Source organism: Corynebacterium tapiri (assembly GCF_006334925.1).
Classification (GTDB): domain Bacteria; phylum Actinomycetota; class Actinomycetes; order Mycobacteriales; family Mycobacteriaceae; genus Corynebacterium; species Corynebacterium tapiri.
In genome coordinates this window covers 128702-143068 of record NZ_VDHJ01000002.1, presented here as the reverse complement: position 1 = coordinate 143068, position 14367 = coordinate 128702, and the positions used below count along the sequence as shown (strand labels likewise).

Genomic DNA, 14367 nt, shown 5'->3' with positions numbered 1-14367 from the left:
CCGGTTTTCACCATGAATTCATGCTGCGGGATCTCATCGGTCACCTGCGGTTCACTTTTGGCTTACATGGACGTCGCCAAGCGTTCATTGCCATCTGCTTCAATGCTGGGTCGTTACATATCCCCAAACCCCAGGACTCCCCTACCCCAGGACTCGCCTACCCCATGACCCGCATTCGCATCTCCGCCGCAGCCCTCGGTTTCGCCACCGCGAGCGCGCTCATTCCAGTCACACCTGCAGCTGCCCAGTCGGCTGACGTCTTTCGCGTCATGCTTGGCGTGGGAGCTAACGAAAGCGAGCAGACGCTGACGTGGCGTAGCCCATCGCCCGCCCCGGAACAGGTCCGCTTCTACCCCACTGATGCGCCTGCCAACGCAGTAATTGTCGACGGGAAGGCTGAGGAGCACGGCATCACCACGTACTTCTCCAAGGAAGCTGTGCTGACTGGACTTGAGCCGAACACCGAGTACGCCTACCAGATTGGCACCGAAGCCGCTGGCTGGTCGCAGCCGCAGTCCTTCCGAACCGGCGACGGGGACGACACCTGGGATTTTCTGGCCTTTGGCGATGCCCAGATCGGCGTGGGAGGGGTGGCCTTCGACCGTGAACAAGCCGATAACTGGAATGCCGCGGTCACTGCCGGCCTAGCGGATGCGCCTAATGCCGAGATGCTACTTTCCCTGGGCGACCAGGTTGATGGCTGGGGCGGAGTGGCCTTTGTGACCAAACAGTACGACCACTTCTTCGAGCCAGACGCTTTGCGTTCTATTCCCACCGCGGTGCTTCCCGGCAACCACGAGACCTACCCGACCTATCTGGAGGGTATGGCGCACTTCCGTGAGCACAGCGCGCTGCCTAACGAGCACGGGGACTCCAACTACTTTTATGAGCGCAATAACGCGCTCTTCGTGTCGCTCAACACCAACCTCTCCTCTCCTGAGGAGATTGCAGATCAGGCAAACTTTGTCCGCTCTACTGTGGCCGAGCACGGCCAGGACAAAGACTGGGTGATCGTCACCGAACACCACTCTCCGTTCTCCCAGGGAACTCACTACACGGACGACGACGTGAGGGCGATTCGCGAACAGCTCACCCCCGTATTCTCTGAGGTCGGTGTGGACCTGGTCCTCTCAGGCCACGACCACATCTACACCCGCTCGCATCTGATGAACGGCACCCAGCCGGTGATTCCATCCACCGCCGCGAAGCGCGGTGATGTGTTGACGCCAGGCGCCAACGAGACGCTCTACATCGCGACCTCGACCACGGGAGCCGGCAAATTCTACGACTTCCAGGCTGAGGATGGCCGAAAGCTTCCGAACGCTCGGCAGGAGTTCCTCAAGCCTGAGGACATGCACCCCTCCACAGCCGTGTGGAGGCAGGACTACACCCCGGATTACTCCAAGGTTGCAGTCACGCCCACGGAGCTCACTGTGACCACCTATAACGTCCACAACCCGCAGGTTGTGGACAAGGTGACCCTGCGCAAATAGTTAGCGGACCCGACGGGCCCCGGCACTCGCGCGCGACTGGGCAAAGCCCGGAGCATTGAATCCGGCCTCTGCGAAGGCCGCGTCAATGCTCTGAGCAATCTCGGGGATGCGCTCCGCATTCGCGAGCACGATGGCGGAGCCACCAAAACCGCCGCCCGTCATGCGCGCTCCTACAGCTCCGTGGTGCTCGGCGGTAGAGACGACCAGATCGAGTTCCGCGACTGTGACCTCGTAGTCATCCCGCAGCGAAGCATGAGAGGCGAACATGGCCTGGCCAAACGCTTCAAAGTCGTCGTGTTTCAGGTCTTTGATCGCCTGCTGAGTGCGCTCAATTTCGCTAACGATGTGGCGTACTCGCCGCTGGACTTCCTCCACATCACGCCCGGATGCAGCCGCAAACTCCTCGGCTGCCTGTCGGGGATCCTGCACGCTCCTCAAGACCTCCTGGCCAGCGGTGTGGGCGACCTGGTCGGCGATCGTGCGTCGAGAAGCGTACTGCCCATCGGCCAGCTGGTGCGGAGCATTGGTGTCCACGATGAGCAGACCCAAATTGTGCTCCTTCAGGTCGAAAGGCACGCTGTTATGCGTCCAGTCGAGGAAGTCGATGGCTAGCGCGTGCCCTTGCTGGCCAAACATGGCCACCGTCTGATCGAGCCCGCCGGTCGATGCCCCCACTACCTCGTTCTCGGCGCGAATGGCTACCTGCACAATATCCTCTGGCGTTGCATCGGCACCTGCCAGTTCCACCGCAGCAACGGCGGCCGAGCACTCCAGGGCGGCTGAGCTCGACAGACCGGCTCCCACCGGGACGTCGGAGACGATCGCGAAGTCGAACCCCTGCGTGAGACCGAGCGCCCACAGCGGGCCGACCACGTACCCCTCCCACGAAGAAGGATTCCCGGGGCCTACCTCACGCAGATCGACCTGCCCAACCTGGGCGCGGCCGTGAAATTCGCTCACCAGCCGCACCAGGCTGTCTTCGCGCGCGCGAGCAGCGAGGTAGGTGGCGTGTTCCAAGGCAAAAGGCAGACAGATTCCGCCGGCGTAGTCGACGTGCTCGCCAATCAGATTCACCCGACCCGGCGCGCACCACACACCACTGGGCTCCTCGCCGAAGTGAGAGCGAAAGAGCTCGAGTGCGTCGTCGGCTGCCTGGTCAGCGCTGCGGGCTTGAACCCACGTAGTCATTTCCTACTCTCCTACTGCAATGAGTCGTTCGGCGATTGCCTCTGGGGTGGTGTCCGACATCCAGGCCCCGTGCCCCGATTCGGTGGAGGCGAGGAACTTCATGCGGCCTGACGAGCGCATCAGCGAGAAGATCTGTAGGTGCAGCCGGCCATACTCGCGTCCCTCACCTACCGGGGCCTGGTTCCAACACGACAGGTAGGGAGTCTTGTCCACTCCCTCGAAATAGTGGTCAAAGCGCCTCAGCAGGTCGAGGTACAGCTCAGTGAGTTCATCCCGCTCGTCGTCGGTGAGCTCTGCGATGTCTGCCACGTGGCGGTACGGCATGATCATGGCTTCCACCGGCCACTTGGCAAAAGCCGGCACGAAGACGAGGAAGTGCTCACCACGGCGAATAACGCGCTGCTGTGCATTCTCCTCTGCGGTCAGAAGGGCGTCGAAAAGCGCACCCGGCTTACCGAAAGCGCGGGCCTGTTCCTGAATGCGCTGGGCACGTGGGCTCAAAAACGGCAGGGAGTAGATCTGGCCGTGGGGGTGCTGAAGGGTGACTCCAATCTCCTCCCCGCGGTTTTCGAAGGGCAGGACCTGGCGGATACCCGGAAGCTTCGACAGCTCGGCGGTTCGGTGGGCCCAGGCCTCCATGACGGTGCGTGCGCGCTCCAAGGGCAGGTCGCGGAACGAACCGGTGGCCTGCGGGGTGAAACAGATAACCTCGCACCGCGCAGCAGCGGGCATACGCTCCACTAATCCGTCGAGCAAGGGGTCCAGCGGGGCGGTGTCCTGGTGAAGCGAGAGCGACGGGAAGCGATTCTCAAAGACGACCACGTTGTAGTCGTCCGCGGGGATTTCCGTGGGAAATGCCCCAGGCTTGGTGGGTGCCAGCGGGTTGAGGTCCGCCGGCGGCATGAATGTGCGGTTATTTCGGTGGGCGGCGTAGACGTACCAATCGCCGGTCAGCGGGTCCCGGCGAGCCTCGGAGAACGAGGAGGCTTGGCCAAGATCTCGAGTATCCTCCAGGCTGCGCGTGGCCTCTCCGCTCAAGTACGGCTCGGTGTCATCGAAATAGATGATCTCGCGACCGTCGTTGAGCTTGCCTCGCGTGACGCGGACGGGATGCGGGCTCATGATTAATCACTTCTCCGTAACGGTGTCTGGCTGATCGACCACGACGGGCTTGAGCAGCGACCATGCGATGAATGCTGCAGCGATCAACAGCAGCGCGATGCCGCAGTAGAGGTTGTAGCTGGAATCCTTGGGCTGCCCGGTGGAAACGTCGATTCCCGGGTCCACGAAGAACGCGGCCACCAGCAGGATGATTCCGTAAAGCCCAAGCAGTGCGCCGATGATGTTGCGAATGTCGAAAGCACCGGCAGTGTGTTGACGTGCCATGGTGAACACCTTTCCTTTCTGGTGACGATTTAGGCGAAGACGATGTTGAGCAGCAGTGCCAGGGCGAGGCAGAGCGCACCCAGCGGAACAGTGCGGCGATACCACGGCAGCGTGGCCTCATGGGCATCGGTGAGCGTGTCCTTGGGGGTCACCGACTTTACAAATCCCACCAGCTCATGATCAGGCTTCGGGGTGGTAACCAAGGAGACTGCCACGGACACGACGATGTCGACGACGAAGGCGATGGAGGCTGCCACGAATGCGGTTCCCTGACCCGGCAGGTTGAAGAACGCAATGTCGGTTCCGCCAAAGGTAGCCACGGCCCAGTAAGCAACAGCGGCCGAGGTACCAGTGACCAACCCGGCCCAACCAGCGGTTGGGGTCATGCGCTTCCAGAACATACCCAGGATGAAGGTGGCAAACAGCGGTGCGTTGAAGAATCCGAACAGCGCCTGCAGGTAGTCCATGACGTTGCCGTAGTTCTGCGCGATCAGGGCAGTCAGGATCGCCACGATCGCTGCCACGGCGGTAGCCACCTGACCGACCTTCAGGTAGTAGTTGTCCGGCCGATCCTTGACCACGTAGGACTGCCATAGGTCGTAGCTGAACACGGTGTTAAAGGCGGATATGTTGGCGGCCATACCGGCCATGAAGGCGGCCAGCAGACCAGCGATAGCCACACCCAACAGACCGTTGGGCAGCATGTCGCGCATCAGGTAAAGGATTGCGTCGTTCGGCTGCGCCGAGCCATCCATGATGGGTGTTACCGTGGCGCCAGCGACCATGCCGGGGATGACCACGATGAACGGGATGAGCATCTTGGGGAACGCGCCGATGATCGGGGTCTTGCGCGCCGACGACAACGAGTCAGCCGCCATCGAGCGCTGCACCTCGACGAAGTTGGTGGTCCAGTAACCGAAGGAAAGTACGAAGCCCAGGCCGAAGACCAGTCCGATGACGGAGACGATCGGGTGCTCGAAACCGGAGATCTCGGTGCCGGGCCAGGTGTGGAAGTGCTGCGGGTCCGCCACCTTCTCTTTCAGGCCAGCCCAGCCGCCCACGTTGTGCAGGCTGATCAGTGTCAGCGGGAGGAGTGCGGCGATGATGACGAAGAACTGCAGAACCTCGTTGTAGATCGCGGCGGAGAGACCGCCCAACGTGATGTAGGACAGCACGATGGCTGCTGCCACGACGAGGGTGATCCACAGCGGCCAACCCAGTAGGGCGTTCACCACCTTGGCGAGCAAAAGCAGGTTCACGCCAGCGATCAGTAGCTGCGCGATGGCGAAAGACAGGGCATTGACCAGATGAGCGCCAGGTCCAAAGCGACGTAGCATGAACTCAGGAACCGAGCGGACCTTGGAGCCGTAGTAGAACGGCATCATGACGATGCCTAGGAACACCATGGCCGGGACTGCACCGATCCAGAAGTAGTGCATCGTCTCGAAACCGTAGGAAACACCGTTGGCGGAGTGGCCAACGATTTCCACCGCACCGAGGTTGGCGGATATGAACGCCAAGCCGGTAACCCAGGCTGGCAATGAGCGCCCGGAGAGGAAGAAGTCAATGGAATCGGAGATGCGGGACCGAGCTGCCCAGCCGATGCCGAGGACGAACAAGAAGTAGATGGCCACGATGGCGTAGTCGATGAACGTCGCATCGAGGCGGAGTGCTGATTCGGCTGACATGGCCGTAGAGCCTTCCTAGCTTAGGGGTGTTTGGGGTTTAGACAGGGGCAATCGCGCAAAACTGCATGTGGAAGCTTTGCGACGACTGAGGTGGCAGGTACATCAGGTCCCGCCCAGAGCGCAGTGCGTCTGGCGGGCACGTCATCGGCTCCACGGCCAACGCACGCCCAATTCCTGGGTAGCCTGCTCGCAGTGCCGGGTCGGCGGTGAAGAGCTGAGCCCATCCAAAGGACTCGTCGGCTCGCAGCTGGACTCCGCGGCCCTCGCTGTTAACCAGGCGGGCGTCGAAAGTTCCTACCGTGAAGCAGTGATCGAGCCAGACTCGCTCCATCTTCTCCGGTGCCCGTTGCGGAAAGAGTGGCCCTGCGGGAAGGTTGCGGGCAGGGTCGAGCGGGAGTTGATGAGTGGTGTCGAGGTGCAATGTGCACTCGTCAAGCGGGCTTCCGAAGGCACTGAGGTACGGGTGTAGACCCAGGCCGAAGGGCACGTCTTCTTTGCCGATGTTGTCGACTGTGAGATGCATGTGCAGCCCGTCCTCACTGAGCTGCCAGTCGACCGCATAATTCAAAGGCCACGGCCATCCGGGGTGCGGGGAGCAGTAAAGCGTGAGGGTGAGTCGGTCGTTGTCCTGGTGCGCTACGTTCCACTCTTTATCGGTGACGAGCCCGTGGATAGCAGTGTTTCGAGCAGGCTCTGATACGTCGAGCCGATGCAGCGTTCCCCGATGGATAAACGCAGCGTCGGCAACGCGGTTGGGCCATGGAGCAAGAATCACACCAGAGGATAGAGGCGCATAGTCGGTGTCATATCCGCACAGCAGTGGGGCGTCTTCGTAGTACAAAGAGCTCACCCCACCTCCGAGTGTGGAGATCGTTGCGCTGTACGGGCCGTGCTGCAAGCGGATATGCATCGTGGTACTCCTTTTCTCCACGTTTTAGCTTAAGTCCAGCGTTTTGCCAGAACCGTCACAAAACCGACGCAATGGTGATGATCACCCCATTTCCTCCCCCGCTTTTGGGTAAAAAATGGCCTCGGTCACACGCAGTGACCGAGGCTTACCCCAAGAACCGCCTAGGCGAAGGGGTTAATGCCCGTTCCGAACCACCACAGGGCACCAGCGCCCACTAGGGCCAGGACGATGAAGAGCCAGGAGCTGGCCAGCGGTCGGCGAGCCCAGCTACGACCAAAGTCGAGGGAGTAGAGGCCAGGGCCGGTGAATTGCAGAGCCACGGACAGACCCAGCAGCACGATGGACAGCCAGACCGACTCCGGCCATGCAAACACATTGAGCCCCTGCCCTGACGAAGCCAAGGCGTGGAGCGCAGTGAAGCCGGTTGCCACTGTGGCCACGGCGGCAGCCACCGGGGTCAGCAGGCCAAAGATGAGGAATACGCCTGCAGCCAACTGCGCGGTCGGGATGACGATGGAGAGGATGCGCGCCCAGGGGTAGCCGGCAAATTCATTTTCCAGCCCGGCCAGGCCAGGGTTGCCGCCCAGCTGGAAAAAGGTTGCCAGCGCACCGATAGTCAGGACAACACCGAGGAGCAGGCGGGCAATCAGCAAGCCCAGGTCGATGGTTCCGCGGCGCGCATCAGCCTTTTCCGGCTCCGCATAAACCGCGTCGTGCTCCAGATCCTCGTACTCGAGCTCGGACGCCGGAACTGCGGCCGGCTCATTGAGATAGGCGGCCTGGCTCGCCGGCACGGTGCCCGCAGGAACGGAGGAGGTGGCAGCAAAGTCCTGGTCCCGGTACGGCTCACGCGGAATCCGCTCAGTGTAAGCCGTTTCGGAGGCTGCTTCATCGTGGCGATCTTGCGCCTGGAAGGCCGTGGTGGCCGCGTCGCTCTGGGACTGTGGGCGGATCTCCTGCGGCGCAGCGCGCCCGGCGCGCTGGTACACCGTGGTTTCCGGGTCCTGCTCGGAAGCATCGGCCGAGTACGTGGGAACGTTCGGCTCGTCGTGATGTGCGCGATCGGGGCGCTGGGTCTTGTCCTTCATGTCGGCTAACTTAGGCCAGCTTTCTCCTCGGTGCAGGTCGGCGCGCCGATGCGAGGCAAGTCAAAGGTTGACGCGGCCTCTGGCGGTGGACAGGGACGTCGAAAAGCACTAATCTTGTTGACACGTCACCATAGGAGCGAGGGAGAGAACCATATGGCAACGATCGATAAGGACTGGGACGGAAACGCCCAGAACGCGAGTCCCGATGGCGAGTTCGTCCGCGATACCACCTATATCGAGGACCGAATCGTCAGCGATGTACCCGCTCAGTCTGCACCTGTTCCCCAAGAGGATGGCACTTTCCATTGGCCGGTCGAGCCGGGGCGCTACCGACTCATGGCGGCGCGTGCCTGCCCTTGGGCGCATAGAGCAGTGATTACCCGTCGCCTGCTTGGGCTGGAAAACGTGATGAGCCAGGGGCTCGCCGGACCGACCCACGACTGGCGCTCCTGGGTTTTCGACCTCGACCCCGACGAGAAAGACCCGGCCACCGGGCTCCATCGCCTGCGCGAGGCCTACCTCAACCGCTTCCCCGACTACCCACGTGGCATTACAGTCCCCGCCATTGTGGAAGTCGAGTCGGCCAAGGTAGTCACCAACCACTTCCCCTCAATCCCCGTAGATATGCAGATTCAGTGGAAGAACTACCACCGGGATCATGCGCCGGACCTCTACCCGGAGCACCTGCGCTCGCGTATCGACGAGCTGGCCTCCTGGCTGTTCAAGGAAGTCAATAACGGGGTATACCGGTGCGGCTTCGCAGGTTCCCAGGATGCTTACGAGGCCGCCTACCACCGCCTATGGTCTGCCCTGGACTGGCTAGAGGAGCATCTATCTACACACCGCTTCCTCGCGGGGGAGCACATCACGCTCGCCGACGTCTACCTCTACCCCACCCTCGTGCGCTTCGACCCCGTCTACGTGGGCCACTTCAAGTGCTCTCGCAACCGCATTGCGCAGATGCCCAACCTGTTTGGCTATTTGCAGGAGCTCTTCCAGACCCCCGGCTTTGGCGACACCACCGATTTCCAGGAGATCAAGGAGCACTATTACTACACGCACGGTGAGATCAACCCCACCCGCGTGGTGCCGCTGGGCCCGGACATGTCCGGCCTTGTCGAGCCGCACGGCCGCGAGCACCTCCCCGGCTCGCCCTTCGCTCCCGGAGTGACTCCACCCGGCCCACTGCCCGCGGGCGAGGAAGTTAAACACCCAGAGGCGTTCCAAAAATAGCCATGACGTGCGCGAACCTCCGCTTTCCAGCTGCAGTTTCGCGCTCTCCCCGTTCTTAGTCCACACTATGGGGTATGTCGATCGCGCTTGCTGGGTTTTTGCTCACCCTCTCCATCATCTTTGCTGTCGGCCCATTGAACCTGCTCCTTATCAGACAAGGAACGCGACGCGAGTATGTGGGACTCGTCATCGCGGTCGTGTCAGCCTCGATGGCGTTTTTCTATGTGGTGGGCATGCTCTTTGTCGGTCTGCTCACCGAATCAGCCCCGTGGTTGTTGGTCATGTTGCAGGTCCTCGGGGTGGCCTACCTTTCGGCGTTCGCGGTCAGCGCGTTCCGCGATGCCCTAAAGCCGCTGGACAAGGTGAAAACGGTCGACCAGCAAGACTCCAAGGCGTACCAGGAGTACGCCCGATCCATGAAGAACAACGAGCCGCAGCTCGGCGGCACCCTGGGATCGGTGACGGGCCCTAACGAGGCTTCCTCCATGGTTGCCAGCGCGTCTCGTCCTTCTCGCCGTCGGTTGCTAAAGCGCCCGACACTGCCTGCGAACCGCCCGGCCTGGATGGCGCCGGTGGCCAAGTCTCTGCTGGTCACGTGGCTGAACCCGGGCATGTACCTGGACACGTTTGTCATTATTGGCGGCGTGGCAAACCAGTACGGAGACCCCGGTCGTTGGTTCTTCATCACCGGAGGTTTCCTTGCCTCGGCTTCCTTCTTCACGGCAGTTGGCTACGGCGCCAAGGCACTATCCAGACCGCTATCTTCACCGCGGGTGTGGCGCGTGCTCAACATCATCATCGGCATCGTGTTGGTAGGCCTCGCCATTAAGGTTGCCGCGATGTAAACGGCGGGTAGCCATCGTTTATCATCCTCTTCTATGAACGACGAAACCCGCTGGCTCTCCGACGACCAAACCTCAGCGTGGTTGACATTGTGGGCTGTCACGGAGTTTCTGCCCACCCGCCTCGACGAGCAGCTCAAGCGCGACCACGGAGTAAACCTCCTGGATTACTTCGCTCTTGCCCAGATCTCGATGGCGGACAATCGCGAGCTTTCCATGACTCAGCTCGCCAACTTGTGTGCGATCTCGCCCTCCCGGCTATCCCACGTCGCAAGCCGCCTGGAACAGCGCGGGTGGGTGACACGTCGCCAATGGGAAGAGGATCGCCGTACTAACATTGCCTCCCTCACCCCGGCGGGCCTGGAGTTCCTGCAGTCAGCAGCACCGAGCCACGTCAACCGGGTACGCGAGCTCGTTTTCGACGGCCTTACCGAGGACGACACGAACGAGCTCAACCGCATTCTCAGCATCGTGCTCCAGCGCATCGACCCGCCAGGGCTGCCGCGAGTACGTTCTACGGACTAAGCAACCGCCCTGGCTAGTCGCATTAATCGCCGCGCACGCGGGACTTGGTGGCCGACGCCCACTGGTTGATTCCGGCGTCATGAGCAATCTCATCAATGCGCTTGAGCTCCTCGGCGCTGAACTCTAGGTTGTCCAGCGCACCCACATTGGCATCGAGCTGCTCGACGGAAGACGCCCCGATGACCGTACTGGTCACCGTCTCCGCTCCTTGGTCACGCAAGACCCACGCCAGCGCCATCTGTGCCAGGGATTGTCCGCGCTCTGCCGCAACCTCGTTTAAGGCGCGCGCCATGGCCACATTGTCCTCGGAGACGAAGTCCGCGTTCATCTTTCCCGCACCGGCACGAGAGTCCTGCGGTACGCCGTCCAAGTACTTGTCGGTGAGCAGACCTTGTGCCAGCGGCGAAAAGGCAATGACGCCGAGCCCATTGTCGGCACATTCGGTGAGCACGCTGCGCCCATCCTCGCCCGGCTCTTCAATCCAGCGGTTGACAATGGAATAGCTCGGCTGGTGAATCAGCAGCGGGCAGCCTTCCTGCGCCATAATCTCCGCAGCCTCTGCCGTCAGCTCCGGCCCGTAGGAGGAGATGCCCACGTAGAGGGCTTTGCCCTGAGCCACGATGTCACGCAGCGCGTACATCGTCTCTTCCAACGGGGTGTCCGGGTCGGGACGGTGGTGGTAGAAGATATCCACATAATCCAGCCCCATCCGTTGGAGAGACTGGTCGAGTGAACTAACGAGGTACTTGCGGGATCCTCCGAAGTTGTAGGGACCAGGACCCATGACCCACCCGGCCTTTGAGGAAATGATGAGTTCGTCGCGGTAGCCACGCAGATCAGTTGCCAGCATCCGACCGAAGTTGCTTTCGGCCGCACCCGGTTCCGGCCCGTAGTTGTTCGCGAGGTCAAAGTGAGTGATGCCGTGGTCGAAGGCGCGCCTCACAATGGAGCGCTGGACGTCGAAAGGTCGGTCGTCTCCGAAGTTGTGCCACAACCCAAGTGAGATCGGGGGCAGCTTCAGGCCAGAATGGCCGACCCGGCGGTAATCCGTTTCGTGATAGCGCTGCGCTGCGGGCACGTACGGCTGTTGGGTATCGCGTTGAAAACTCATGCCTTCCCACTTTAGGCCCCGTTGAGTGCACCCATCCACCGAGCACGTGAGCCTAGCCGCGAAGGAAATTTCGATAATCCGGGAAAATAGTTGGTAAAAACCTGCAGAGACTCCCGTCACACCAGCTACGGTGCAGGTATGACTTCACCTATCAGTGAACCGAAAAGCGGGGGCGTCCTCGCCAACTGGCGCAGCTTCGGCCCCGGAATCGTGGCAGCAGCCACCGGTGTCGGCGCTGCCGACCTGGTGGCCACCCTCATCGCAGGGCAAAAGTTTGGCTACGCCCTGCTGTGGGCCTGTGTACTGGGTACCGCGATGAAGATCATCCTCGTGGAAGGCGTTGGCCGGTACTCCCTGGCAACCGGCCACACCATGTTCCACGGCTGGCGCAGCCTGGGCCGCTGGACGGCCATCTATTTTGCCCCCTACCTAGTCATTTGGGGATTTGTCTACGGTGCGGCCGGTACCGCAGGCGTGGGCCTGGCCATGTCCGCCCTGTTCCCCGGAACGAGCGTGACATTCTGGGCAATTACCTCCGGAATTCTTACCTTCATCCTGGCTTGGGCGGGTCGCTACGGATTCATTGAGAAGCTGATGAGCCTGATGGTCGCGGTGATGTTCTTTACCGTCGTAGGTATTGCCACACTCTCTCTGCGTCACCTGCCTGAGATTCTTACCGGCCTCCTACCTACCTTGCCCAGCGGTTCCTTCGTCTATGTGATGTCTCTGGCAGGCGGTGTCGGCGGCACGGTGACCTTGGCGGCCTACGGTTACTGGTTCCGGGAAAAGGGCTGGCACGGCCCCAAGTGGATGAACATCATGCGCATGGATAACACGATGGCGTACGTGCTGACCGGCCTGTTCGTCATCTCTATGCTCATCATCGGCGGCGACCTGCTCCAAACCGCCAACATCGCCGTGCAAAAGGGCGACCGGGGATTGCTTGACCTCGCTGCCGTCCTCAAGGATCGCTACGGATCAACCATTTCCACCGTTTACCTCATCGGCTTCCTCGCCGCTGCGTTCTCCTCCATTCTGGGTGTGTGGAACGGCGTTTCGCTGATGTTTGCTGACTTCGTCGGCCACGTCCGTCATCTTCCTGAGGATCACCCCTCCACCACCGTGGGCGGCAAGTACTTCCGCGGCTACCTGGTGTGGCTGACCTTCCCGCCGATGATCATGCACTTCCTGGGCAAGCCCACCGCACTGGTTCTTGCCTACGGCGTCATGGGCGCGCTCTTCATGCCCTTCTTGGCGCTGACCCTGCTCTTCCTGCTCAACTCTCATCACGTTCCAGCGAATTGGCGCAACGGCTGGTTGTCCAACCTGCTGCTGGGCATCATCGCTGTGATGTTCGTGGCCCTGGGCATCAACGAGTTGTACGGGATCGTCACGGGTAGCTAGTTTTCGCTTCTCGACGTGCCAAAGGCCCCACCACCCTAAAAAGGACGGTGGGGCCTTTTCTTTAGCGCCGCGTTAAGCGGAGTTATTCGCCAGAGTTTTCTCCGAAGTTCTTCTGGCCCTTGAGCTTCGCCTCGGCTGCAGAGCGCTCCAGATCCTCGACCTCAACGGTCTCGCGTCCCGCGGTGTCCGCATCGGCATAGTCGAAGGAGTCCGGCACTCGAGTTGCCTCGTAGTCCACCGAGTCGTCACCGTGCAGGTCGGTGGCAACCTCGGTGTGGATGGCCTCGTGGAATGCGTTCTCATCCATCTGGGACTCGTTGGAGATGCGCTCGAGCTCAGCGGCATCCTCCTTGGTGAACTCCTCGTCCGGGTGCTCACGGCTGTAGATGAGCTCGGTGGCGCGCTCACGCAGTTCTGCCTCAGAGTTAATGTGGCCACGGTGGCGGAACCACCAGTAGGCGAGGTAGATGACCACGATCATGCCCATGTAGCCCAGAACTGGGTACACGTAGGTCATCAGGGCATCGAAGCCGAAGAAGGAGATGGCAAAGCCTGCCAACGTCACGCCCAAGAAGATCGGGGTGTAACGCTTCTTGTTGCCCGCAGCAAGGCGGCGTCCCAGCGCGTAGAACATGCCGATAGCCGTGTTGTAGATCATGCCGAAGATGATCCACACCATGATCGTGGCCAGCACCGGATGGATGCTCTCAAACAGCTGAAGCATCGGGACATCGGATTCACCGATTGCTTCGAAGTTGAAGAGCATGACGACGGCGGCCATGATCAGCAGGACGGTGTAGAGAATTCCACCTGCTAACCCGCCACGGAAAGCGGCCTTGGGGTCACTGTTGTTGCCACCGATCACCAGGCACATGGACAGGCCAAGGATCAGCGCCAGACCGTTGTAGTTGAGCGCAGACAGCCACCACGGGCTAACCGGAGACTCAGAGTTGGCGGCTTGCTCAGCCACGGCGCCCAGATCCTCAGGAATGTTCATCATCGTGTAGATGAACGCCACGATGACGGCAATGATGATGAACGGTGTCAGGGCGGAGATGATCTTGGAGACGCGGTCGACGTCGAAAAGCCCAGTGACCATGACCAAGATCGTCATCGCGAGGGAACCCACCCACGCAGGCCAGCCGAATTGCTGGCTCAGGTTAGCGCCCGCGCCGGCGAGCATGACAAAGCCGATGGCGAACAGCGTGATGGTGACCGAAATGTCCAGAGCACGCGAGGCGATCGGGTGTGAAACGTTACGGAAGACGAAGTTGTGCTCTTCCGCCATGAAGTACGAGCCGAGCGTGAGGAAGATTGCTCCGGCGATCGCGAAGATGATTCCCGCGACAACAGCACCGATAAGGCCCGCGGTTCCGAACGAGATGAAGTATTGAATGACTTCGGCGCCTGTGGCAAAGCCCGCACCCACGAGCAGCCCCACAAACGCCAGGGCAATGGAGACCGTACGTCCCACGGTAAGTTACTCCTTGGTAATGATC

General features: G+C 61.1%; 13 protein-coding genes. 5 read left to right on the top strand and 8 right to left on the bottom strand.

Going from position 1 to position 14367, the window contains the following annotated elements:
* Positions 1 to 164 precede the first annotated feature (164 nt).
* Entirely contained in the window at positions 165 to 1493 is a 1329-nt protein-coding gene (locus FHE74_RS01750) for a purple acid phosphatase family protein (RefSeq protein ID WP_180339645.1), read from the top strand.
* Here FHE74_RS01750 and galK read toward each other — a convergent pair whose 3' ends face one another.
* The 6 genes from galK to FHE74_RS01720 form a co-directional block, all read right to left on the bottom strand.
* Complete coding sequence (gene galK / locus FHE74_RS01745; RefSeq protein WP_139464703.1) at positions 1494 to 2681, bottom strand: galactokinase; 1188 nt, start codon at positions 2679 to 2681, stop codon at positions 1494 to 1496.
* Positions 2682 to 2684: 3 nt separating this feature from the next.
* The gene (gene galT, locus FHE74_RS01740) at positions 2685 to 3803 is read right to left on the bottom strand and encodes a galactose-1-phosphate uridylyltransferase (RefSeq protein WP_139464702.1); all 1119 of its coding nucleotides are present in this window, start codon (positions 3801 to 3803) and stop codon (positions 2685 to 2687) included.
* Positions 3804 to 3809: 6 nt separating this feature from the next.
* Positions 3810 to 4067 (bottom strand): cell wall anchor protein, encoded by a 258-nt coding sequence (locus FHE74_RS01735; protein ID WP_139464701.1) that lies wholly within the window; start codon positions 4065 to 4067, stop codon positions 3810 to 3812.
* A gap of 29 nt (positions 4068 to 4096) precedes the next feature.
* A complete protein-coding gene (locus tag FHE74_RS01730) occupies positions 4097 to 5755 on the bottom strand; it encodes a sodium:solute symporter family protein (protein ID WP_139464700.1) in 1659 nt (552 codons plus the stop codon).
* Between the two features lie 37 nt (positions 5756 to 5792).
* Complete coding sequence (locus tag FHE74_RS01725) at positions 5793 to 6665, bottom strand: aldose 1-epimerase family protein (protein ID WP_139464699.1); 873 nt, start codon at positions 6663 to 6665, stop codon at positions 5793 to 5795.
* A gap of 161 nt (positions 6666 to 6826) precedes the next feature.
* Positions 6827 to 7753, bottom strand: coding sequence for a DoxX family protein (locus tag FHE74_RS01720; protein WP_139464698.1), 927 nt, complete (start codon positions 7751 to 7753; stop codon positions 6827 to 6829).
* A 153-nt stretch (positions 7754 to 7906) separates the two neighbouring features.
* On the opposite strand from FHE74_RS01720, the gene FHE74_RS01715 reads away from it, so the two are divergent.
* The 3 genes from FHE74_RS01715 to FHE74_RS01705 all read left to right on the top strand — a co-directional run bounded on the left by FHE74_RS01715 (position 7907) and on the right by FHE74_RS01705 (position 10353).
* On the top strand, positions 7907 to 8986 hold the full coding sequence (locus FHE74_RS01715) for a glutathione S-transferase C-terminal domain-containing protein (protein ID WP_139464697.1): 1080 nt from the start codon (positions 7907 to 7909) through the stop codon (positions 8984 to 8986).
* A gap of 74 nt (positions 8987 to 9060) precedes the next feature.
* Positions 9061 to 9831: a LysE/ArgO family amino acid transporter gene (locus FHE74_RS01710; protein ID WP_139464696.1), complete on the top strand. Its 771-nt coding sequence runs from the start codon at positions 9061 to 9063 to the stop codon at positions 9829 to 9831.
* Positions 9832 to 9864: 33 nt separating this feature from the next.
* Positions 9865 to 10353: a MarR family winged helix-turn-helix transcriptional regulator gene (locus FHE74_RS01705; RefSeq protein WP_139464695.1), complete on the top strand. Its 489-nt coding sequence runs from the start codon at positions 9865 to 9867 to the stop codon at positions 10351 to 10353.
* Positions 10354 to 10375: 22 nt separating this feature from the next.
* Here FHE74_RS01705 and FHE74_RS01700 read toward each other — a convergent pair whose 3' ends face one another.
* On the bottom strand, positions 10376 to 11464 hold the full coding sequence (locus tag FHE74_RS01700; protein WP_139464694.1) for an aldo/keto reductase: 1089 nt from the start codon (positions 11462 to 11464) through the stop codon (positions 10376 to 10378).
* A gap of 138 nt (positions 11465 to 11602) precedes the next feature.
* Here FHE74_RS01700 and FHE74_RS01695 point away from each other — a divergent pair, with 138 nt between their 5' ends.
* Positions 11603 to 12868, top strand: coding sequence for an Nramp family divalent metal transporter (locus tag FHE74_RS01695; protein WP_139464693.1), 1266 nt, complete (start codon positions 11603 to 11605; stop codon positions 12866 to 12868).
* A gap of 82 nt (positions 12869 to 12950) precedes the next feature.
* Here FHE74_RS01695 and FHE74_RS01690 read toward each other — a convergent pair whose 3' ends face one another.
* Positions 12951 to 14342, bottom strand: coding sequence for a YkvI family membrane protein (locus FHE74_RS01690; RefSeq protein ID WP_180339644.1), 1392 nt, complete (start codon positions 14340 to 14342; stop codon positions 12951 to 12953).
* Positions 14343 to 14367: the final 25 nt, after the last annotated feature.

Coding starts and splice junctions, on each gene's coding strand:
- FHE74_RS01750 (WP_180339645.1), top strand. CDS start 165: ATGACCCGCATTCGCATCTCCGCCGCAGCCCTCGGTTTCGCCACCGCG.
- galK (WP_139464703.1), bottom strand. CDS start 2,681: ATGACTACGTGGGTTCAAGCCCGCAGCGCTGACCAGGCAGCCGACGAC.
- galT (WP_139464702.1), bottom strand. CDS start 3,803: ATGAGCCCGCATCCCGTCCGCGTCACGCGAGGCAAGCTCAACGACGGT.
- FHE74_RS01735 (WP_139464701.1), bottom strand. CDS start 4,067: ATGGCACGTCAACACACTGCCGGTGCTTTCGACATTCGCAACATCATC.
- FHE74_RS01730 (WP_139464700.1), bottom strand. CDS start 5,755: ATGTCAGCCGAATCAGCACTCCGCCTCGATGCGACGTTCATCGACTAC.
- FHE74_RS01725 (WP_139464699.1), bottom strand. CDS start 6,665: ATGCATATCCGCTTGCAGCACGGCCCGTACAGCGCAACGATCTCCACA.
- FHE74_RS01720 (WP_139464698.1), bottom strand. CDS start 7,753: ATGAAGGACAAGACCCAGCGCCCCGATCGCGCACATCACGACGAGCCG.
- FHE74_RS01715 (WP_139464697.1), top strand. CDS start 7,907: ATGGCAACGATCGATAAGGACTGGGACGGAAACGCCCAGAACGCGAGT.
- FHE74_RS01710 (WP_139464696.1), top strand. CDS start 9,061: ATGTCGATCGCGCTTGCTGGGTTTTTGCTCACCCTCTCCATCATCTTT.
- FHE74_RS01705 (WP_139464695.1), top strand. CDS start 9,865: ATGAACGACGAAACCCGCTGGCTCTCCGACGACCAAACCTCAGCGTGG.
- FHE74_RS01700 (WP_139464694.1), bottom strand. CDS start 11,464: ATGAGTTTTCAACGCGATACCCAACAGCCGTACGTGCCCGCAGCGCAG.
- FHE74_RS01695 (WP_139464693.1), top strand. CDS start 11,603: ATGACTTCACCTATCAGTGAACCGAAAAGCGGGGGCGTCCTCGCCAAC.